Source organism: Candidatus Limnocylindrales bacterium, from assembly GCA_035559535.1.
Lineage (GTDB): Bacteria > Moduliflexota > Moduliflexia > Moduliflexales > JAUQPW01 > JAUQPW01.
This window is the reverse complement of sequence record DATMBG010000051.1, coordinates 305849-328691: the sequence shown is the minus strand read 5'-3', so window position 1 is coordinate 328691 and position 22843 is coordinate 305849. Positions and strand designations below refer to the sequence as shown.

19 protein-coding genes are annotated in these 22843 nt (G+C 45.1%); 12 read left to right on the top strand and 7 right to left on the bottom strand.

Annotated elements, in window-relative coordinates:
- Positions 1–369: 369 nt before the first annotated feature.
- Together lolA and VNM22_19910 are read left to right on the top strand one after the other, a co-directional pair.
- The gene (gene lolA / locus VNM22_19915; protein HWP49435.1) at positions 370–1032 is read left to right on the top strand and encodes an outer membrane lipoprotein chaperone LolA; all 663 of its coding nucleotides are present in this window, start codon (positions 370–372) and stop codon (positions 1030–1032) included.
- A gap of 26 nt (positions 1033–1058) precedes the next feature.
- Complete coding sequence (locus VNM22_19910) at positions 1059–1442, top strand: response regulator (GenBank protein HWP49434.1); 384 nt, start codon at positions 1059–1061, stop codon at positions 1440–1442.
- A 2-nt stretch (positions 1443–1444) separates the two neighbouring features.
- On the opposite strand, the gene VNM22_19905 is transcribed toward VNM22_19910, so the two are convergent.
- The 4 genes from VNM22_19905 to VNM22_19890 form a co-directional block, all read right to left on the bottom strand.
- On the bottom strand, positions 1445–2146 hold the full coding sequence (locus tag VNM22_19905; GenBank protein ID HWP49433.1) for a lytic murein transglycosylase: 702 nt from the start codon (positions 2144–2146) through the stop codon (positions 1445–1447).
- A 130-nt stretch (positions 2147–2276) separates the two neighbouring features.
- On the bottom strand, positions 2277–3239 hold the full coding sequence (locus VNM22_19900) for a hypothetical protein (protein HWP49432.1): 963 nt from the start codon (positions 3237–3239) through the stop codon (positions 2277–2279).
- Positions 3240–3370: 131 nt separating this feature from the next.
- A complete protein-coding gene (locus tag VNM22_19895; GenBank protein HWP49431.1) occupies positions 3371–3832 on the bottom strand; it encodes an NUDIX hydrolase in 462 nt (153 codons plus the stop codon).
- Between the two features lie 144 nt (positions 3833–3976).
- Positions 3977–5185, bottom strand: a complete 1209-nt coding sequence (locus VNM22_19890) for a dihydrolipoamide acetyltransferase family protein (protein ID HWP49430.1) — start codon at positions 5183–5185, stop codon at positions 3977–3979.
- A gap of 358 nt (positions 5186–5543) precedes the next feature.
- On the opposite strand from VNM22_19890, the gene VNM22_19885 reads away from it, so the two are divergent.
- The 5 genes from VNM22_19885 to VNM22_19865 all read left to right on the top strand — a co-directional run bounded on the left by VNM22_19885 (position 5544) and on the right by VNM22_19865 (position 11612).
- The gene (locus VNM22_19885) at positions 5544–6254 is read left to right on the top strand and encodes a C4-type zinc ribbon domain-containing protein (protein HWP49429.1); all 711 of its coding nucleotides are present in this window, start codon (positions 5544–5546) and stop codon (positions 6252–6254) included.
- A 268-nt stretch (positions 6255–6522) separates the two neighbouring features.
- A complete protein-coding gene (locus tag VNM22_19880; protein ID HWP49428.1) occupies positions 6523–8355 on the top strand; it encodes a bifunctional homocysteine S-methyltransferase/methylenetetrahydrofolate reductase in 1833 nt (610 codons plus the stop codon).
- Positions 8356–8440: 85 nt separating this feature from the next.
- Positions 8441–9466, top strand: coding sequence for a zinc-binding dehydrogenase (locus VNM22_19875; GenBank protein HWP49427.1), 1026 nt, complete (start codon positions 8441–8443; stop codon positions 9464–9466).
- A gap of 358 nt (positions 9467–9824) precedes the next feature.
- A complete protein-coding gene (locus VNM22_19870; GenBank protein ID HWP49426.1) occupies positions 9825–10700 on the top strand; it encodes a M48 family metallopeptidase in 876 nt (291 codons plus the stop codon).
- 54 nt (positions 10701–10754) lie between these two features.
- Complete coding sequence (locus VNM22_19865; GenBank protein HWP49425.1) at positions 10755–11612, top strand: M48 family metallopeptidase; 858 nt, start codon at positions 10755–10757, stop codon at positions 11610–11612.
- A 194-nt stretch (positions 11613–11806) separates the two neighbouring features.
- On the opposite strand, the gene VNM22_19860 is transcribed toward VNM22_19865, so the two are convergent.
- The 3 genes from VNM22_19860 to VNM22_19850 form a co-directional block, all read right to left on the bottom strand.
- Positions 11807–14098 carry a VCBS repeat-containing protein gene (locus VNM22_19860; GenBank protein HWP49424.1) on the bottom strand — a complete coding sequence of 764 codons (2292 nt, stop codon included), beginning with the start codon at positions 14096–14098 and terminating at the stop codon, positions 11807–11809.
- A 136-nt stretch (positions 14099–14234) separates the two neighbouring features.
- Positions 14235–14423 carry a hypothetical protein gene (locus VNM22_19855; protein HWP49423.1) on the bottom strand — a complete coding sequence of 63 codons (189 nt, stop codon included), beginning with the start codon at positions 14421–14423 and terminating at the stop codon, positions 14235–14237.
- 68 nt (positions 14424–14491) lie between these two features.
- Positions 14492–14956 (bottom strand): transglycosylase SLT domain-containing protein, encoded by a 465-nt coding sequence (locus VNM22_19850; GenBank protein HWP49422.1) that lies wholly within the window; start codon positions 14954–14956, stop codon positions 14492–14494.
- A gap of 330 nt (positions 14957–15286) precedes the next feature.
- Between VNM22_19850 and VNM22_19845 the strand changes: the two genes are divergently transcribed.
- The 5 genes from VNM22_19845 to VNM22_19825 all read left to right on the top strand — a co-directional run bounded on the left by VNM22_19845 (position 15287) and on the right by VNM22_19825 (position 22777).
- Complete coding sequence (locus VNM22_19845) at positions 15287–16483, top strand: twin-arginine translocation signal domain-containing protein (protein ID HWP49421.1); 1197 nt, start codon at positions 15287–15289, stop codon at positions 16481–16483.
- Positions 16484–16591: 108 nt separating this feature from the next.
- The gene (locus tag VNM22_19840) at positions 16592–17377 is read left to right on the top strand and encodes a creatininase family protein (protein HWP49420.1); all 786 of its coding nucleotides are present in this window, start codon (positions 16592–16594) and stop codon (positions 17375–17377) included.
- 61 nt (positions 17378–17438) lie between these two features.
- Positions 17439–18830: an aspartate aminotransferase family protein gene (locus VNM22_19835; protein HWP49419.1), complete on the top strand. Its 1392-nt coding sequence runs from the start codon at positions 17439–17441 to the stop codon at positions 18828–18830.
- Positions 18831–19045: 215 nt separating this feature from the next.
- Entirely contained in the window at positions 19046–20344 is a 1299-nt protein-coding gene (locus tag VNM22_19830) for an MFS transporter (protein HWP49418.1), read from the top strand.
- Between the two features lie 234 nt (positions 20345–20578).
- A complete protein-coding gene (locus VNM22_19825) occupies positions 20579–22777 on the top strand; it encodes a transglycosylase SLT domain-containing protein (GenBank protein HWP49417.1) in 2199 nt (732 codons plus the stop codon).
- Positions 22778–22843: the final 66 nt, after the last annotated feature.

Here is a 22843-nt window from a genome sequence, read left to right as displayed (position 1 = left end):
ATCTTTTAGCTCCGTAGGAGCAACCTATTTATAAAGACGATACCAGAATCTCACAGGCCGCCCTTACGAGGCTTAGGGTGTTCAGGTAAGATGATTGCTACCAAAGGAAGCCCCCTTTTCCTCTCTATCCCTCTCTTCCCCCGCATGCGGGGAAGAAGGCGTAGGGAATTGACAGATCGCTCCTACGAAGCTTTTAAGGTTAAAACCGAATTTAGCCTTGTCGAGCTATAACCCCTAAAGGCTAATCTCAACTGAGGTTACGGAGACTATCGACAACCCTTGACAAAAGGGCTTTTTTCATTTAAGCTTATTTCATCGAGGGGTTGAACTTTAAATGGACGAAATAGTGCACAAGAAAGGGATTCGTTTATGTTATTTTTGTTTCTGCTGATAGGTTTCTGGTTTTTTATTAATCCTGCTCTGCAAGCCCAGAACGTTTCGGTTGATGAGATTATCCATCAACTTCAAACCCGATATAACAATACCCAAGACCTTCAGGCTCATTTTAGTCAGGTAGCTGCCTTGAAGTCCCTGGGAGGTAAACAAAAACAAAAGTCTGAAGGAGTCGTCTATTTCAAAAAGCCTGGAAAAATGCGTTGGGAATATCTACCCCCCAATGAGCAACTTTTAGTCAGTGATGGAGAAACCCTTTGGCTCTATCTTCCCGGTGATGAACAGGTTATTGTCGAAAAGATACAATCAGTTTATAGCTCACGGATCCCTATTAATTTTTTGGCCGGAGGAGGAAAGCTAAAAGAAGATTTTCATATCCAACTGGTTCCGGATACAGAAGGGCATCCCCCGAATACCTACCACCTTGAATTGGTTCCTAAAACGGCTCAACCCGATTTTTCAAAACTCATTCTCTCTGTAGACCCCTCTACCTATTTGGTTGTTCACACTTCAGTGTATGATTTGTATGGAAATATAACCGACGTTTACTTTACCGATATTCAGACCAATGTCAACTTACCTGAGGATAAATTTCATTTTCAAATTCCCAAGGGGGTAGAGGTTATTCAGCAGAAATGATTCGGTTTACAGAGGGATTTAAAAGTATGGGAAAAAAAATTTTAATCATCGACGATGATAAAGACATGATCAACTTGTTGCAATTACGATTGGAACAACAAGGCTATCAGGTTATTTTTGCAAGGGATGGGGCAAGTGGGTATGAGTTGATAGAAAAGGAAAATCCCGATCTTATTATCAGTGATTTATTAATCCCTCGACTTCATGGATTTGAGTTATGTAAAAAAGTTAAGGAAAATGCCCAACTCAAACATACTCCCATTATTTTAATGACGGCGGTTTATAAGAAGACTTCTTACAAAGTAGAGGGGAAAAAGTACGGAGCCGACGATTATATTCAGAAGCCCTTTGAATTTTCAGATCTCTTAGCTAAGATAGAAAGGTTAATTCCACCTCTGCCCGTGGATTAAAGTTAATTTTTCCGAATGTAGCTCAATACCCGCTGAACGTAATCGGAATCTGGATTGTAGTGCCAGAGGGCCTTTTCTAGATTTTCCTGACCTCCTTTATTTAGAAGGTAATTAGCTGCCGTCAGGATTGCATCTTCAGGGGTAAAGGGATCTTTCCGACCGTCGCCATTTCCGTCAACCCCATAGCGAATCCAGGTTTCTGGCATAATCTGGAAAGGACCTAGAGCACCGGATTTGGAGCCGTAAATTTCATAAGGATCCCAGTTTAACTGTTGACAGATTTCCAGAAAGTAAACTTTTTGATCTTCCGATAAAACCCTCATAACCGGATAACTTCCCAGGTTCTTGCCTACACTACTTTCCTCGGCATGGAGTCCCCAGAATACCTGCCAGGGGAGTCCAGAGACACGTTCTGCCCATCGATAAAGTTTATAGAGCTCTCTATCTCCTTGATAATAAGGGTTTCCAAACAGAGTATCCAGGATATTTTCCAAAATTGAGACAAAAAACTTAAGGATTTCCCATAAAAGCCGGAAAGTCTCTAGAATCAGGTCCAGGAAGAAGGAAAAAATATCATCGCCTCCACTCTCTTCGGCCCGAATAGAAATCGGTCCCAGATAATTATCCAGTTCCATCAGCACGACAAGCGAGATAATACAAACTATAATCATGAGAATTTTAGGACCCGCTTCAGGTCTTAACATGATTTTCTGTTCTTAGTCCGCCTATCGTTGTCCAGGACTTTGGTCCCTTAACCTGCCCTCGAACCTATAGAAAGACTCTAAATTATCTACTCACCATGGACAACGAACAGCGGACAATAAATCCTTCTTATTAGCGTCGGCCTGCAATGGAATAAATTGTTACAGATCGTCGGCTATCTGCCTTGACCCTCACTCGACTCACAGCCGTTACATCGCCGGGTAGGGCAAACCGCTGGGTGTTAATCCCCTGACCCAGGAAAACTTCCCTTCCACGGGTATCCGTGATCCAGACCTGATAAGAGCCATCGGCATCGATGAGGAGATCATCTTCTCCCCAAACATTGGTAATCGGTCGGTTCCAACTCACTTCTATTTCTCCATTGGGAGGCATCCGATACCCGTTTCCTCTACCGCGGAGAATACTTCGGGCAGCTATAACCTCATTGGTATCTATTCTATCCGACCATAATCCTACGAGTTCATCGGGATAATAGTCAAAAACACTACTTCCTCCCTCTCCTCTCCCACCTTCTCCCGGGTGGAGGGCCTGAACCCCATCGATTTCTGTTTCTCCGGCATGTCGATTCATGAGTAAAACCAATTGAGCAGAACGAACCGAGGGAGGAAACTCAAAACTGGCCGTTCCGATGATCCCCTGACCCACCAAAATCCACTCAGGAGCACCGTAGTTAGCCACGTACACATCATAAGGACCGGAATACCTTCTGGATTCTGAAGTATAGACGGTCAAATCGGGACCCGGTCCATTAACAGCTTCTTCACCGGGTGCAAACTCATAGATAATCCGGGCATCCGGACCCTGCATAACGGCAACCCGCCCATCTCCGGCTCGGGTCCCATCCATGGGATCAAGAACATTTCTCGTATACTCCGGCAAATAAGAATCTGCCCAACCCGCACCCCTTGGAAGAGTCCTTAATTTGGGTCGCTCAATAGCCTGTAAATTCCGTTTTGGAAGTTCTTTCCTCTTGGGAATTTCCGGCAAGTTTCCAGGTCCTTCTGCTCCATACGAGAGGCTTCCTAGAAAGAGAATCATCATACTCAATAAAATCCCTCTAACAGCTCTTTTCATAGCCCGTCATTTCATGCAGGACTCATGGTTCAGAACCCTTAAACTCTGAACTAGGAATCCGACATCATGGATGATCAATCCGTTCATAGATTTTTCATAAAGAATCCCTCGCACTTTACAGGCAAGGAGGATTAAAGACAATCTTCTTTATATTTTATAACAGCTTTTTGGATTACAGGGATTAACCCCTCTGTCAGGTCATACTTTTCCATTTCTGCCAGAGAGACCCATCTGGCATCGAGAATATCTGAAGCTGGTTTTAAAACTCCCTCCTTATATTTAGCTACATAGTCTATAATGATGTAGTGGTACTGAACCCGACCCCTTTCGTCTTGAATGACGCGACTCACTACTTCCACAACATCTCCTATTTCCACGGAAATACCACATTCTTCCAGGATCTCTCTTTTTAAAGCTTCCACCGGACTTTCTCCCAATTCTACGACCCCTCCGGGTAAGGTCCATTTTCCAATATTCGGCTTTCTTCCTCTTTGGACCAGTAAAACGTTCCCTCTGTGAAAAGTAACGGCACCCACAGCCGGGACGGGAAGATGAGGATATGTACGATAATCGGACACCTGATCGGGGAACACAGAGACCCCATATTCTACGACCCGGTGACATGGGGTACAAGACTTCGGGAGGTGAAACCCCAGGGAATCCAAACTTATTCCTAAGGTCTCTTCGTCCCGGAATACCGTATCCCTGGATCGCAGGAAACTGCGTCTCTGGGTTCTTTATATCAATTTCAATGGAGCTTCCAGAATATCAATAATTTCTTGGGTAAATCGGGCGACTGGAGCGCCACTGACTGCTCTATGATTATAAACCACACACAGCTTCATGATCCATCGGATATGAATTCCACCGTTTCTTACTACAGGCATCTCCGTAATTTTCCCTACCCCTAGAATAGCATTTTGAGGATAATTGATGATAGGCGTAAAGATTTCTACACCCAGTCCCCCCAGATTCGTAATGGTGAAGGTTCCTCCCAGGAGTTCATCGGGGGTTAATTTACCTGTTCTGGCTTTTTCTGATAAATCCTTTGTTTCTCTAGCTATTTCAAAGAGAGTTTTTCGATCGGCATCTCGAATAACCGGTACAATAAGCCCATCTTCTAGAGCAACAGCCATACCGATGTTAATATTCTTAAAAATCCGGATTTCCCCTTCCGTTATGGTGGAATTCATGATGGGATATTTAAGAAGGGCCAGGGCGGTAGCCTTAATAATCATATCGTTGTAGGTAACCCGCACGCCGTGTTCCCTTTCCCACTCAGCCAGCTTCTGTTCCCGAAGTTTTACGGTTTCTGTCATGTCCGCCTCCATGATCTGAGTAACCCGAGGGGAGTTTGCCCAACTCTCAGCCATACGCTCAGCAATGACTTTTCTCATTCCTTTAAGGGGTATGACTTCCCGATACTCAAGGGGGCCTGGAGGTTGTTTTTGTTTACTCTCTGCGGCCCTTAGGATATCCTCTCGAACAATTCGACCTCCCGGACCCGTTCCGACTACCGTACTCAGATCCACCCCTAACTCTTTCGCCAGGTTCCTGGCAGCCGGAGAAATCCTCTGCCTTTCTTCAGGTTCTACCTTTTTAGGAGCAACTTCCGGTTTTATCTCTTCGACCGCTTTAGTTTCGACGGCTTTGGCCGCTTCTGCCATAAGCTGAGTAGGAGCAAAGGCAGCTTCATCCAGGGCTTCATTTTCTGCCGTAATGACCGCAATGGTTTTCCCTACCGGGACCACAGATCCCTCTGGAGCCAGAATCTTTCGAACAATACCCGATTCAGGCGCCGTTACTTCATATTCAACCTTTTCCGACTCGATTTGGGCCAGTGGCGATTCTTTCTCAACTTTATCCCCTTCTTTGACCAGCCAGGAAACAATGGTACCCTCCTGCATGGCCATACCCAGTTTCGGCATAATTACCGTAACTGCCATGTATCTACCTCCTTAACTTGATTATTTATAAGGATTCAATCCTTTATTTCTATAATATTTTCAACCGCTTAGCTGTATACTTAGAGCTCTATGTCCAGAGATCTACTTATAGATATCCATAAATATTCTCAGAGTCAACATTTTTATAATTTTAATTTAAGAAAAATCAGGTAAAATCTTCTCAAGGGAAGGGAAGATTTCTAAAAAACCGACTTTTCATTTTTCTCTCCTGCCCAAAAACCACTTGACAATGAAGCCTTTTATGGGTGATTATTTTATAGTTTTAAGAATGGATTGGTGAAAATTAAAATTCCTTCGTTTTGTAAATCTCTGTTCTAAAGCTTTATAGGAGGCCTTCGTGGTTAACGAAACTCTCGCAACGCTGATTCGGTTACAGGCTCTAGATTCAACGCTGTCCAAATTGGAGAAAGAAATAGCAGAGGTTCCCAAACAAATAGAAGCACTCCGCCAGCAGGCCCAGCAGTCAACCCAACGGGTTGCAAAAGCCCAGGCTGAGGTTCAACAGATGGAAAAGGAGCGTAGAAACTTAGAACTGGAACTGGAAGGGAATGAAACTCAAATCAGTAAATATCGTAATCAATTATTACAGGTAAAGACCAATAAAGAATACTCTGCCCTGCAACTGGAGATAGATACCCTTAAAAGCAAAAACGCTATGATTGAAGAACGTATTTTATATCTCCTGGATGAAATCGAGATGAGAAAAAAAGAAGTAGCCAGAGTGAGTAAAGAGGTTGCGGCGGAGCAGGAAAAGATAAAAAAATTTACCCAGGATAAAGAGGCTGATAAAGCTCGACTTGAAGCAGAACTGATACGGGTACAAAAAGAAAAGCAGACTTTACTTGAAACCCTTTCAGATAAAAGCCTGGTTCAAGAATATATCCGACTTTTAAGAGTGCGTGGCGGAATTGCAGTTGCTGCCGTAGAAAACGGAATTTGTACGGGATGTCATGTCTCTTTAACTCCTCAGATGTTTGCAGAAGTAAAAACGCGGGAAAAACTTCTTCGTTGTCCAACCTGCTTGAGATTTTTATATAGCTCAAAGTGAGAAGCACACAGCGATTTTTAATCGGGATCGTGGGTGCTTCACATATAAATCCTGGCCTGTTAAATACTTATATAGCGACGTCGGCTATTCTATTTGATTCCCGTTTACTGGCTTATAAACTCACGCAAGTTTATCCAGTTCGATCTTTCCACGGATGACCCTTATTTAAACAAGCCCACTACTTAAACCCAATGTATGATACTAAATCCGATATATAATAAGCAGGCTGATCTGTTAGCCAATCCAGCTATCGATCGGAGGAATACCTATGAGGAATCTATTTCTGGAACGTTTAAATAATGAAGTTCTTCTCTGTGATGGGGCAATGGGAACGATGCTTTATGCCAAGGGGATCTATATTAATCGGTGTTTTGATGAACTTAATTTATCCATGCCGGAATTGGTTCGAGAGGTCCATCGAGAGTATGTTGCCTGCGGGGTAGATATACTGGAAACCAATACCTTTGGTGCCAATCGATTTAAGCTTCATAGCCATAATTATGGAGATAAAGTCCGGGATATCAATATCCAGGCTGTGCGTATTGCACGGGAAGTTGCCGGGAAGGGTATCTTCATTGCGGGTGCCATAGGACCTCTGGGAAAACCTGTAGAACCCTTAGGAAAAATAACCCAGGCCGAAGCCCGAGAAGCTTTTAAAGAACAGGCGGAAGCTTTGTTGGAAGGCGGTGTGGATCTCTTTATTCTAGAGACTTTTTCCAGCTTACATGAGATTCGCCTGGCCCTTGAAGTGGTTCGGCAACTTTGTGATCTACCGGTAGTGGCCCAGATGACTTTTGGCGATGACGGGAATACCCTTTTGGGTGATCGACCTTCAAAAGTCGTTAAGTCTTTGGAAGAGTGGGGAGCCGACGTGGTGGGAGGGAATTGTAGTGTGGGACCCCAGGTTATGTTAGAAGCCATGACGGAAATGGCAAAGGTTAGTACGATGAAACTATCTGCTCAACCCAATGCGGGAGTTCCCCAACTCATTGACGGTCGTTTTATCTATCTATGTTCTCCGGAGTATATGTCTACCTATGCCAAGCGGTTTATTCGAACCGGGGTTAAAATTTTAGGGGGATGTTGTGGTACAACGCCTGCGCATATTAAGGCTATCGGGACTGCTGTAAAGGCCTTAAAGCCTCATAAGGTTCAAATTACTGTACAGATTCCAGAATCTTCAAAAAAATCGGTTGTTCCAGTCCAGGTAGCCCAGAAATCTCAGCTGGCTAAAAAACTCTCGGAAGGTAAATTTGTGATTAGTGTAGAAGTCAGCCCACCAAAAGGAGTGGATCCTTCTAAGATTCTCCAATGGGCTCAAATTTTTAAAGAAAATGCCATCGACGCCATCAATGTTCCAGACGGAGCCCGAGCCAGTGCCCGAATGAGTCCCCTGGCTTTAACCTATTTGATTGAATCCAAAGTAGGTATTGAGACCATTCTCCATTATTGCTGTCGGGATCGAAACTTATTAGGAATGCAATCTGATCTGCTGGGTGCCTATGCCTTGGGATTAAGGAATATTCTAGCTATTACCGGGGATCCTCCCAAGCTAGGAGATTATCCCAACGCCACGGCAGTTTTTGATGTAGATGCCATTGGACTGGTACGGATTATCAGTCATCTGAATCGGGGAGAAGATTTAGTGGGAAATTCCATTGGATCGCCCACCTCTTTCCATATTGGAGTGGGTGCTAATCCGGGAGCTATTAATATCGATGAGGAAATCCGTCGGTTTGAACTTAAGGTCGAAAGTGGTGCAGAGTACGTTTTAACCCAACCGGTTTACGATGTACGCCTGCTAGAGAGTTTTCTTAAACGGACTTCCCATGTAAAAATTCCTATGCTGGTCGGGATTCTTCCTTTAAGGAGTTATAAAAATGCCGAATTTCTCCACAATGAGGTTCCCGGTATGCAAATCCCCGATGCAATACGTGAACGGATGCGACAGGCGCCGCCAGGTGAAGCAGCCGCTGAAGAAGGAATTCGAATTGCCCAAGAAGCCTTGAAAGAAGCTAAGGATATGGTTCAGGGAGTTTATATTATGCCTCCCCTTGGAAAATACGAGGCGGCCCTTCGAGTCATTGAGATCTTGAGATAAGTTTCATAGGATCCCCGAAGGACTCCGAAGAACAGGAAACAGGTTATTTAAAACTTCGGGGCCCTTCGTGGATAACATATTTTTAATGAAAGCAGCCCTTTTGTATGGCCCCAACGATATACGGCTAGAGGAGGTCGAAGTTCCTGAAGTAGGACCCTATGAGGTTCTGGTTAAGGTAGGTGTTGCGTTAACCTGCGGCACAGACTTAAAAACGTATCATCGCGGTTATCACATGATGATCAAGCAACTTCCAAGTCCTTTCGGTCATGAATTTGCCGGGGTGATTGTCAAGGTAGGGAAAAAGGTTAAAAATTTCCACGTAGGTATGCGGGTGGTAGCGGCTAATTCGGCTCCTTGTAACAGTTGCTTTTATTGCCGGGTTGGACAGCCCAGTCTCTGCGAAAATCTAGAGTTTTTGAATGGGGCTTATGCGGAATATATCAAGGTTCCGGAATCCATCGTAAGACAAAACCTTCTCCAGATACCACCCCATGTATCTTTCCGCCAGGCCGCCATCTGTGAACCTTTGGCTTGTGTGATCCATGGAATTGAGGAATCCAACGTTAAAATGGGAGACACGGTGGCCGTCATTGGAGCAGGGCCTATCGGCCTTATGCTGGTTCGTCTGGCTAAACTCAAAGGAGCCCGGGTTATTGTCATTGCCAGAAATAACTTTAAACTAGAAAAGGCTAAGCAATTGGGTGCCGATGAAGTCATCAGCATCTACGAGGATTTTAATCCTGAAAAAACCATCAAGGAGATGACCGAGGGCCGGGGAGTGGATGTGGCCATCGAAGCCGTAGGATTGCCGGAGATCTGGGAACGAACCATCGATATTACCCGTAAAGGGGGTACTGTTAACTTCTTCGGAGGTTGTGAAAAAGGAACCTCTGTACGGATAGATACGGAAAAACTCCACTATCATGAGAGAAAAATCATCGGGGTTTTTCATCATACCCCCCGATATATTGCCACTGCCTTAAATCTCATTGCCCGAGATCCCCTAAGTTTTGATAGTTTGATTACCCATGAATTCCCTCTGGAGGATCTGGATAAGGCCTTTAAAGTTATTGACGATCGGCAGGCCTTGAAGATAGCCATCATACCTTAAAAGGAAAATTTTTTAGAAACGTGCAACTTGCAACTCTCTCCGGCGTCTACTTAAATAGAAGTTCTGAGGAGAGATGAGAGATACGGCATAACTGTTGCAGTGGATTTGGTTTAGAATAGACCCTTCAGGTTCTCAAAATAGGCCCTCAAGAGAGTTTACCCCAGAAGGCCTACGACTTTGTAAGGTTAATTCGGTTTGATTCTCTTCCCTTACCCCTCTTCCGAAGCTTCGGAAGAGGGGTAAGGGTGAAGGTAGAGTCGACAGGCTTCTCGGGTTTTCTGGTATAAGGTGGGCTCTACAGCTACAAATTTACAGGTATGGCGGATAGATCCTGCCGTATTAGAAGGAGTTCAAAATCATGCAAGTTGCTCAATCATATATCTTCTCAAAGTACCTGGTCACTTTTTTGGTACTTATAAGCCTCCTCGTTGGAGGTTGTGTGGGGATTCAACCGGGAGGCGGCTTTAATTTGGTTTCCCTGCAGCAGGAGTGGAGACTGGGAAATAAATTAGCTCAAGATATAGATCGAAAATCCAACCTGGTTACCAATCCTTCCAGTGTAGCTTATATCAATCAACTGGGACAACGCCTGGTTCAGCAAACAGAATTCCGAAATCTTCCCTGGGAGTTTCATATTATTCGAAGTAGAGAAATTAATGCCTTCAATATCCCTGGTGGGCATGTTTATGTCTATACAGGACTTATCCAGAAAACCAGCACAGAATCTGAACTCGCCGGAGTCCTGGCCCATGAAATCGCCCATGGGGTCGAAAGGCATGCCACACAGGCCCTGTCCACTCAATATGGCCTCGGTATTATCACCTCCCTCCTATTAGGACAAAACCCCCCGGTCTATGAACAGCTTCTGGCCCAGATTCTCGGTGCAGGATACATGGCAAGCTATAGTAGAGGCGCAGAAAGACAGGCAGATCAGCTAGGGGCTCGGTATATGTACCAGGCCGGCTTTGATCCTAATGGAATGGTAATCTTCTTTCAAAAGCTTTTGGAAGAAGAAAGAGATCGACCCGGTTTGATCGAAAAGTTCTTTTCTACCCATCCTTTGACAGAGGAACGGATCCGAAACGTTAGCTACGAGATTAGCCGATTTCCTCCAAGACCCGACTTGATTACCGATGAACCTCAATTTCACGATTTTAAGAATAGTCTGGTTGGAGGAGATAGCTATGAACGGGATTGGAGACGGGTGCGGATACCCCGAAGGTACCGCTACTGATGTGGGCGATGCCTGTGTCGCCCCTTCCTTGATCTTGCTAAAAGAGGAGGAGTTATGCCTTTTCTAAAATATGTTGTAATTTTTTTTGTGTTGCTTAGCGTGTTGCTTGGCGTTTCTACAGATGTTCAATCGGGGAGAGGTCTTAATGCAGTTTCTATTCAGCAGGAATGGAGGTTTGGTGATCGACTGGCCCAGGGTATATCCCGAAAAGTAAATATCGTTACAGATCCTTTCAGTGTAGCCTATGTCAATCAACTCGGCCAACGAATTGTTCAGCAAACAGAGCTTCGAAATCTTCCCTGGCAGTTTCAGATCATTCGGGACAACGATGTCAATGCCTTTAATATTCCCGGGGGCCATGTCTATATCTATACGGGCCTGGTTCAAGAGACCGATACAGAGTCTGAGCTGGTTGGAGTCATGGCCCATGAAATCGCCCATGGGGTTAAAAGGCATGCTACAGAAGCTTTGATCCGACAATATCAACTTCGCACCCTCGGCTCCATCCTCCTGGGTCAAAACCCTCCGGCTTATGAAAGACTTTTAGCCCAGATTGTTGGAGCAGGATATCTGGCGAAACATAGTCGGGATGATGAACGAGAAGCAGACCGTCTGGGGGCTTATTATATGTATCAGGCTGGATTCGATCCCAATGGAATGGTTATCTTCTTTCAAAAGATCCTGGCCGAGGAAAATCGACAACCGGGCCGATTGGCCAGGTTGTTTTCCTCCCACCCGCTAACCCAGGAACGTATTCGAAATGTAAGTTATGAGATCAGCCGATTTCCCCCTAGATCGGGTTTGATCACCGATGAGCCTCAGTTTCATACCTTTAAAAACAATCTCCTGGGAAGGGGGGCAACCTATGGAAGATGGGGTATAGGACCCGGACCAGGAAGGAACCGGTACTAAATCAACGGTCCCGGATACGGGGGGAATTTCTACTTTCGTTTTCAGGGGAACAGGAGTGGGTTTGAAACCCACTCCCATCGGACCGTTCAGAAATTTGTTCCAGTTGAGCTAATTTATTAGTTTTTCCAGGAAAGTCCTCAGAGCAAACCTTTTCTCCTGGACTTGGTTTTAAGTTCACGGGTAGACAGAAAAGGTTACTTACCTGAACCCGATACCGGGATATCTCCGGGAATACCCCACGGAACTAAACTGAAGCCACCTGTGGATAAAAGAACATACCAATTTCCTTCACTGGGTCGCCAGACGGCTATATCTGCAATTCCATCCCCATCATAATCCCCGGGCGTTGGAATATCTCCAGAAATACCCCAAGGAATCAAACTGAAGGCACCCGTCGGGAAAGTAATCCACCAATTTCCTTCACTGGGTCGCCAGATGGCAGGATCGGTTATCCCGTCCCCATCATAATCCCCGGGAACCGGAATATCCCCAGGTAAACCCCAGGGTACCAGACCGACTCCACCCGTTGATAGAAAAAGGATATACCAATTTCCTTCACTGGGTCGCCAGACGGCTACATCGGTAATCTTATCCCCATCATAATCCCCTGGAACCGGAATATCTCCAGGTAAACCCCATGGGATTAGAAAGACACTCCCCATCGATGAAAGGATATACCAATTTCCTTCACTGGGTCGCCAGACGGCTACATCGGTAAGCGAATCTCCATCATAGTCCGCCGGAACCGGAATATCTCCCGGTAGGCCCCAGGCCAATAAATTGATAAAGCCGCTACTTGAGAAAAGGATCCACCAGGTCCCATCTCCAGGCCGCCATATGGCTTTATCAGCAACTCCATCCCCATCGTAATCACCCGGTACCGGAATATCTCCTTCCACGCCCCAGGTTTGAATTCCGGGATTCCCCTGGAAGCCTAAAGTATACCAATTTCCTTCGGTGGGTCGCCAGACAGCAAAATCTGTCGTACGGTCTCCATCATAATCGTCGGAATCTATCACGAGATGGATCGGAAAACCCGGGGTTGGAGTGGGTGTCGGCGTAGGGAGGAAGGAACTTAATCGGGAGGTAAAGATATCAAAGCTACCGGTACTTGTCAGGATCGTTGTATCGAAGGTCGCCGTACCCTGAAACTGACCGGTCAGGAAGATATCCCCCGATCCCAGAGCGACAAGACCGTTTCCTACATCATCGCCGCTTCCACCGGCCTGCTTAACCCACAGCAGGTTACCTGAGGTATCATACTTGGCGATAAAAATATCATCTCCTCCAGCACTTGTTAAGGAAGTTGTATTGAAGGTTGCAGTTCCTTTAAATGAACCGGTCACCACACCGTTACCCGCCCTATCGGAAGCAATGGCAGTTCCAACATCCAGGTTCGTTCCACCGGCCTGTCTCACCCACAACAGATTACCAGAAATGTCATATTTGGCAATGAAGATATCCAGGTCCGCCGCTCCACCTGCTGCCGTCAATCTCACTGTATCAAAAGTTGCAGTGCCCTGGAATTGTCCGGTAAGGATGCTATTTCCCCCTCCATCTACTGTAATACCATTTCCCGAATCGTTGGAACCCGATCCGCCGGCTCGTTTAGCCCATATCACATTACCCGCCGTATCATATTTAGCGATGAAGATATCAAAGTCATTCACCCCCCCGGCAGCCGTAAGTGTGAGATTGCCAAAGGTCGCTGTACCTTGAAACTGTCCGGTAAGGAAGCTGTTACCCGATCCATCTATCACAGCACTGTTCCCCACATCGAAGCCTACACCACCGGCCCGTCTGGCCCATATCACATTACCCGAGGCATCATACTTGACGATAAAAATATCGCTTCCTCCGGTGCTGATCAAATTGGTAGTCCCAAAGGTTGCAGTACCCTGAAAAAATCCCGTAATGATACTGTTACCCAATCCATCTACAGCCACGCTGAGTCCAACATCCCCGCTGGTTCCACCTGCCCGTCTAACCCAAATCAGATTACCTGAAGCATCATACCTGGCAATGAAAATATCTTCAAGACCGGCACTGGTTACCGAGACGGTGTCAAACCTGGCCGTACCTCTAAACGAACCGGTAACGGTGATATTTCCTGATCCATCTACGCCAACACCGAATCCTTCATCGATATCTACACCCCCCGCTTGCCTGACCCACAGCAGATTACCAAAAGCATCATACTTGACGATAAAGATATCCGAGTCTGAAGTTCCGCCTGTACTGGTCAGGGTAATGGTACCGAAGGTTACAGTACCTCTGAACGAGCCTGTAACAATACTGTTACCCAACCCATCGGTCGCAATGGCATTGCCAAAATCACTGCTTGTGCCACCGGCCTTCACAGACCAAATAAAGTTGGGAATTTGAGCATTGACCGAACCGGTCGTAAAAATCAAGATCTTTAGAAGTATAAAGAATCCCAGAACAAACACCCTCGTAACTCTAAGTTGCCCATCCCCAGAAATCATAATTTTTGATACCCATTCTGATGGAATATGTCGTATAAACCTTATAGGGGCGACCGGCCGGTCGCCCCTATTCCTTTTGAATACAACATCATCTATCAGATTTGGTATAATAGGCAGGCCAATAACCTCTCTGGAATCACTCTTCCCCGTTTCCGTTCTCCGGCGCCGTTTTAAAATCTGCTTCGCAGATTTCGATGATCCCTTCGGCCATTCTTCTAATACTCATTTTATAAAGTGCGCGCTCTTCCTCTGTTAAATCTTCGTTTTCAATAAGCTCTTTGGCAGCCTGCACAATAGAAATCAGGCAGTTATTAATCCTTTGCATTCGATAATCATTTACCATATCATGGCTAAAATACTATACAAAATTAAAAACGTCGATAGTTATCATTATTACCATAATCCCATTCTCTTTGAGCATCCAGGAAATTGGGTCTTCCAGAACTGTTTTCTATGTCCATTTCGTTTAATCATTTCCCGGGCCGTCTTTATTTGCAAATCGGGATCATGTATCCGGGCCCTCACCTCACTGAGTTTAATAGTTTTGGGTAAAAAACCATATTTAATTGCGAATTTACGAAGGGTTTTCGGTTTGAATTGTAAAATCCCTCGGTTTGTAGCGCCATTTCTGTCTAAACCTATCGCCTTAGGATTACCCCCACTTTCACATCTTATGAGCCGCGAAAGGATCTTCTCGATAAGAGCCTCTCGTTCTTCGGGAGTAAGATCCGAAAGATTTTTAGTCTTATCTAAAAGCGGTTTTGGATGAGGATAAGCTTCTCCTTGTAAAAAGGCTAAATTCAGTACTGCACTTACTACAACTACGGCAAAAAGCAAAAATTGATTTGGATTTGTCATAGTAGGTAGTCGGCTGTACGACGTTTTTAAGTTTTTTGATTAGATTTCGTCCCATAGTTACTCTAGCCAGATTTAAAACCCGGCTAATCTGTTAACCGGAAAGGCCCTTTCCACACAAAAACAGAAGGCTATAAGAGGAACCTTTACCTGTCAAGAATTATTCAAGATTTTTTTCTTGAACCTTAGAAATATTCTTGTTATAAAGAGGTTCGGCTTGGGTAAACTCGTCAGTGCCACCGGGTTACCTGGATTCAAGGGATTCTTCCAGAAATAGGGAGGATTCTTTGGTATTCCGGGTGCCTGAGTGGCTAAAAAATTAAAGGAGGGGTTATGTGTCTATGTGGTGATCCCCGTTTCAAAATCACAAGGCGGGACTTCCTCAAGAAATCTTCGGCGATAGCCGCCGGTTTGGCTGCTCTGGGGGAAGCTTTTTTAGAATATTCCAGTCCTGTGGGTATTGCAGAAGCTCAAATGGATAGACAGAAAGAAGGGCCCAAAGTCCAAACTGTTCTAGGTCCTATCTCTCCCGATGAATTGGGTGTTACCTTCATGCATGAACATGGGCCGGTTATCGACTGGTCAGGCCTCTACGAACAGCCTATGGCTCCTATCCAGGGAGAGTTTCGCCAGAAAGTTATCCAACAGGCTGTGAAGTCCCTGGAAGAATTTCACAGTCAACTTGGAAGCTGGGCCAAAACAGGGACCATTGTAGAGGTCACTCCGATCCGGGTGGGTCGTTACCCTGATCTCATTGTCGAAATGGCAAAAAAGAGTGATATTCATGTAGTGGGCTGTACAGGTTTCTGGGGAGAGGCCTTAGCGCCTATGCATCCCTGGGCCATTTCCATGCTGATGGAGAAGGATGGGATCGACAAAGTTGCTAAACTCTACGTTAAAGAGATCACAGAAGGTATGGAAGATCCATATGGTAAACCGGGAGAGACCTTTACCAACATTAAAGCCGGCATCATCAAAATTGCTACCAGCAAGTACTTAACGGCTTTAGAACGTCGGGCTAATACAGCAGCCGGTCTGGCTTCCATTCAAACCGGGTGTCCCATTACCATCCATACCACCAACGGAGGAGGTCTGGAACTGGCTCAAATGCTTATATCGCTGAAAGTGAATCCTAAGAAAATCATTGTGGGCCATCAAGGTTATATGGACGATCGAGAAAATGTAAAAGCTACGGATTATCATAAAAAGTTGGCAGAACTCGGGGTTTGGGTCCAGTTCGACCGGATAGGATACGATAACTATCCGGTAGATAACCGGGCCGAATTCATAAAACCCCTGGTAGAGGCCGGCTTCGAGGACCAACTTCTCCTGAGTCATGATGCCGTACCTTACTTTTACAAGACTTTCTGGCAAGAGGAGAAACGAGAATCCGACTGGTGGCTATTCAGGGAACATCCCTGGAGCCTCATCCTTTCCGAGGTTGTTCCAAGATTGAGCAAAGCCGGAATTCCTGAAAGGGCTATCGGGAAGATGTTAATCGAGAACCCGAAGAAAGCCCTGGCTTTCTAATCAGTCGCCAGAGGATACTTTCTTACACCCCTGGGCGCCTTCTAAGGGTTCTCTGGGGTTAAAAATCAAACCGTAGAGTTCCCGAAGAAGGCGCAAAGAGAAAAGGATATGACCGAAAACCCTCCCAAGTTTCTCTGGAATGAAATGAACCGGCTGGAAATTGAAAGAGCCCAAAAAGCAGGTTATATGGTCATTATTCCGGTTGGCTCCATTGAGCAGCACGGACCCCATTTGCCGGTTGATACGGATATTCATAGTTCTTTGGAAATTGCAAAGAGGGCCGCCCTCAAAAGGAGAGATGTTCTGGTATGTCCACCGGTCTGGTTTGGGTATTCCCCTCATCATATGGGATTTCAAGGTACCCTTACCCTTCGACTGGAAACCTTCCTGGATCTGCTCAAGGATATCTGTGATAGTCTTTATCACCATGGATTTAAAAAAATCCTCATTTTAAATGGACACGGAGGAAATCGGGCCTTAATTAATTTAGTAGTCAATGACTTTATGCGAACCCATCGAACTAAAATATTGGCAACTTCCTATTGGGACCTGGCAGCCGATGAGATCCGGGCCATCCGAAAAAGTGAACCGGGTGGAATGGGACATGCCTGTGAGCTTGAAACTTCCCTTCAGCTTTATTTACGTCCAAATCTGGTAGATACCAGCCAGATAAGTAAAGAAACCTGGACCCCTAAATCACGGTTCGGTATTTCTTATGGAATAAAGGATCTTTTGGATTCGGGGTCTGTAACCATCGGTTTTGATTTTGCAGAATCTACTTCTAAGGGAATTATGGGAGACCCGACCGTTGCTTCGGTGGATACAGGAGAAAAAATTGTAGCGGCTGTGGTTGATCGACTCGTAGATTTATTGGAAGAATATAAACAACTTTAATCCGTTGTCCGTTGCTCTTCCTAAATTGACTACGGACAACAAACCGTGTAGGAGGTGACCCATGGCCAGTCAGGCAGTTTCTCAGCTTGCTCTAAGTCTAACGGATGCCTATCAAGCCGCACTCCCTAAATCTAAAGCACTTTATGAACAAGCCCAGAAGATTTTTCCAAGTGGGGTAACCCATGATGGGCGATACATGACGCCTTTTCCTATTTATGTTAAAAGAGCTAAAGGGTCCAGAAAGTGGGATGAAGACGATAGAGAATATGTCGATTATTGGGTTGGACATGGAGCTCTTATTTTAGGACATGGTCATCCGGTGGTTCTTAAGGCGGTCCAGGAACAACTGGAGAAAGGAACTCACTACGGGGCCTGCCATGCTCTGGAAGTTGAATGGGGGGCTCAGATTATCAAAATGGTCCCTTCTGCCGAGAGGGTTCGCTTTACCAGCTCTGGAACCGAAGCAACTCTCATGGCCATTCGACTGTCCAGGGCTTTTTCAAATAAGACCCGGGTGGTCAAGTTCGAAGGCCACTTTCATGGCTGGCATGATAATGTAGCTATAGGAGTTAACCCCCCTTATGAAGTCCCTATCTCTCCAGGACTTTTGGATGATGTCATCGGAAGCGTAATCCTCTGTCCCCCCAATGATACGAAAGCTTTGGAAAAAATCTTAAAGGAACATCATCAGGATATCGCTTGTGTGATTATCGAACCTACCGGTGGATCCTATGGAATGATTCCTACCGATCCGGCCTTTCTGCCGGAGTTGAGGCGACTAACGGCCCAATATGGGGTCATCTTAATCTTTGACGAGGTTATCACAGGATTTCGGGTTGCTCCTGGCGGTGCCCAGGAATTTTATAAGATTAAACCGGACTTAACCACAATGGCCAAAATCGTTGCAGGTGGACTTCCCGGCGGAGCCGTTGCCGGGCGAAAGGACATTATGGAATACCTTGAGTTCAGAAAAGATGATCCCCACTGGAATCGCCATAAGAAGATGTACCATCCAGGAACCTACAATGCAAATCCCCTTTCGGCCAGCGCAGGTCTGACGACTTTAAGAATCCTTGAATCCGGGGAAGATATCCAAAAGGCCAATGCCATTGCCAAAGCTCTTCGGGATGGAATGAATGAAGTTATCCGAAAGCTGGGGGTGGATTGGTATGTTTATGGAGATTTTTCAGATTTTCATTTCCTGATAGGAATTGATCCGGCTCAGGCCTCCGATCCTAACTTCAAAGTTTATAACCTGGATTACCATCTTCTAAAGGGTAAAGCAAACCCAGACCTCATCTATAAACTCCGACAGGGAATGATTCTTAATGGAGTAGACATCATGCGAGAAGGGGGGATGACCTCTTCGGCCCATACCGAGGAGGATGTAGAAATTACCGTAAAGGCTTTTGAAGCAACCCTCCGGGCCCTTCAGGAAGAAGGAAGTATTTGATATATTTTCTCCCGAAGGGCCCTCAAATCACCAGGGCAGTCCTCCGGGGGCTGCCCTTACCGGCCAGATCCCATTCCCCCACGAAAAGATAAAAGATAGCTTCAGAAAAATTTTTAAATTTATTTTATTTTTTCTTTGCATTCTTTGTGTCGTTGCGAGAAACTCTTCCCCCAAGGGTAAGTTTAATTTGATCCTCCAGGGCATAGGTTGAAAAAGTGCTAAAAACAGCAGTAAGCAGGATTAAAACTCGATGGTATTATTCCTTCGTATTTTATAAACTCTCGGAAGGACTTTCTTCATTGCTCATCCCTTTCTTTGTCAAGGATATTTTAAAGGGTGAACTGGGGACTGTTGGGGTCGTTCTCTCCTTAACCTCTATTGCGGCTGTTCCCGCTTCGATCCTCTGGGGAACTCTTTCCGATAGACTTCATAAACGAAAGGTTCTCATTGTTCTGGGATTTGCAGGTTCTGGAGTTTCCTTCCTTCTCATGAGCCTGGCTCAAAATACCTTTCAATTCGGTGTTCTTTCTTTTTTCTTTGGTCTGTCCTCTGCAGCACTGGCTCCCGTTTCGGCAATCCTGGTGATGGAAACCTCCCGAAGGGAGGACTGGAGCGAATCCTTTGGCATCTTTAATAAAGTGGGTGGATGGGGTTGGGTGGGGGGATTGGTCCTGGGGGTTATTCTCATTCCCCTCCTTAGCCATACCTTTGCCAAAGCTATAAGTATGCGCCTGGCTTTTGTTCTCATGGGGATTCTCTCTTTGCTTGCAGCCTACTTAGCCAGGATCTGGATTCCAGAACCTAAATCCCGAGAGGATCGGATGGAGTATGTCAAGGTCGTAGGCCGTTACCCTGGCTTTGAAGTTATCGAAAAGGTCATGTACCTCCCCCGAAGACTCGTTTTTTTTCTAAATCCCGGCCAGTTGGGAAATCTTGGAGAGACTCTCAGCCGTCCCTTAAAGTGGTATTTTTTAGCCACCTTCCTCATCTTCTCAGGGGTTTTAATGTCCTACACCGTGTTTCCCCTTTACCTCCGGGATCGAATCGGCATTCCGGAGTATTGGGTTTATATCATTAATATCGTCCGAACGAGCTCCTCTTCATTCTTTTACGCCTATGCAGGGGTATGGGTCAAACAAGCGAAACGTGGAAAACTGCAGATTATCGGAACAACCTGTCGGTCCGCCATCTTTTTATTCTATGGTCTCCTCGGCTTCGTGGAATTGGGATTTCTGAAGATCCCCCTGATTATCCTGGTGGATGCCCTTTCTGGATTTTTTTGGGCCCTGATCGTGGTGTCTGGATCTACCATTGTGGCTTCCTTATCTAAAAAAGGATTGGAAGGAGAAGCTTTGGGCGTTTATAATACGGTTATCGGATTTTCTAAGATCTTTGGCACCCTTGTGAGTGGTTATTTAACTCAATGGCTGGGATTTTTTCCCAATTATGCCATGGCTAGCTTACTCATCACACTAGGGGCTATCATAACCATTAAAATAAACCTTCAAGGATGATTCATATTCTTTGTATTTATAGAGTTTAAGGGCTGGGTGGTCGCCCTGCCGGTTATAGGATATTTCTATTTAAGTATTATACAGGGGTAGAGTAAAAGATAAGATCCTCAGAACCTTCCAGTACTTTGTTACTTTAATTCCGACAAGGCGAGTTCTCGTTGGATTCCACCCCCAGGTGGATCTTTTCTATCCAACCAAATTGAAGTAATAAAGTACGAGGTTCCCCACAATTTTATGAGACAATCCCTGGAAATTCTTTTTTTTGTGGTTACGGTTACCATGGTTTTTGTGGTTTTACTGACACCCAAAACCCTTTCTCCCTTTCAGCAGAATGTTGAACCATCCCTGAATTCTTTAAGTTCCCTGGATAAAAATAGAACCCTTTTTATCCAGGGCGTCTCTTATTTTGATCGAGGGGAATATGAAAAAGCCTGGAAAAGTTTTGAAACTTTGAAAGGCCAATATAAAGAACTTGAAGAGTATGTTTTGTTTTACCTGGCTCAAACCCTTAACCGCCTGGAGAAATATGAAGAAGCCCTCTCGATTTATCAATACCTCGATAAAGTATACCCAGAATTTCCTCTGCTTTATGAGGTTCGGCAAGCAGAGGCTGAGATTTTGCTCCGCAAGCAAAGATATGGGGAAGCTGCCCAATTACTTGGGGAACTGGTGAAGGTTCCCTCTGTGGTAAATAAGGCAGAACTTTACTACAAGCTGGGACAATCCTTAGAAGGGCTACAGAGCTGGAAAGAAGCCGTTGAAGCTTATCAACAACTCATTCTTTATTATCCTAATCATGAGGATACCTGGGAGGCAGAAAGAAGGATGAATGGAATTCTTAAGGAGAAGGGACTGTCTCCACCTCTTTTGACCGAGCAGATGCTTTATGACGGTGCCAGGGCTGCCTTTACAGCCAAAGTTTATCAAAAAGCCATCGATTTATACCGTATCCTTCTAGCCCAATACCCCCAGAGTCCCTTTCGTATAGAGGCTTCCTTTGAATTAGCAGAGGCTTATAACAAAGCCGGAAAGAAAGTGGAGAGTATTAACCTCTTAAATAATCTGATAAGGGATTCTAAGGATGAAAATGTTATTGCCCGAGCGCTTTATGAAATGGGGAATTTACACAGTCATAAAGAAGCCCTTTTGAGGATCCTTACCGGATATTCCAAAAGTATGTGGGCAGATAAAGCCCTTTACCTGCTGGGTCAGCTCAGCGAAAAGCAAGGGAAACTTCTAGAGGCTGCAACCTGGTATACCAGAATACGAGAGCAATATCCCGATAGCTCACTGGCAGAAGATGCCCTCTGGCGTGCTGGATGGGATTACTACCAGCTTGGTCAATATTCCAGAGCAGACAGTCTATTCTCAACGATTATTCAAACTTTTCGGGATTACAAAGACGAGGCCCTTTACTGGAAAGGGCGATCTGCGGAAAAACAGAACAAAATAGAGGAGGCCCTGGTAAACTATCGGGAGCTCATAGATCATCATGAAGAATCTTATTATGCAGTTCTGGCCGAGATGAGGTTAAAAAAGTTAAAGGCAGATCCGGAGAATCAACAGCCGGAAACGAAGAAAGAAAATCAACGGCCAGATGCCTATGAGGGGGAAGCTTTGGATCTTTTCACAACAAATAAATGGCAGACCTTTTTGAATACCCTGAAGGGTAGAATAGAGGAAACTACTTATAATCGGACGTGGAGTCATCTTCCCAAAGCCCTCGAGCTAAGTCAGGTTTACTTAACGCCTTATGCATCCAGGGAAATTCAGTATCTCCTGGAAGGATTCAAACCCCAAACCCCTTCCCAAGAAGATTTACTTTTTAAATATCTCATGGGTCGGGCCTATTGTGAAGTCAAAGACTACCTAGCTTGTATCAAATTGGTTATGCAAATTAAAGAGGATCTCAAACAACTCCAGATCCAAAACTTTCCGTATAGGTTGGAGAAGTTAAAATATCCTTTAGCATACGAGAAAGAAATTCAGAAATATTCAGAAAAGTATCGGTTAGATCCTTTCCTGGTAGCAGGTCTAATCAGACAGGAAAGCGGATACAATGTTAAATCCCTTTCTCCTTCCAACGCGATGGGCCTTATGCAAATTATTCCTCCCACCGGGAAGTATATTGCAGAACAGGTCAATTTTAGAGGATTCCACCCGGACCTTTTATACGAGCCGGAGACCAATATTGCCTTTGGAACCTGGTACTTAGCCTATCTGCTGAATCGATTTAACGGAAACCTTTTTAAGGCTGTGGCCGGTTATAATGCAGGACCCGGGGCTATAGAAAGATGGTGGAAGGATTTTGAACGCCTGGATTCCGATGAAATAGTAGAAAATATCCCTTTTCGCGAGACTCGAAATTATGTCAAACTGGTCTTAAGGAACTGGAATGTTTATCGAAGGATTTATGGAAGCACGAAACCTTAAAAATGGAAAATTCTTCTGCCTCCTGGAGGATATCTCTTCTTAAACTCTACAAAGATTCTCAATTTT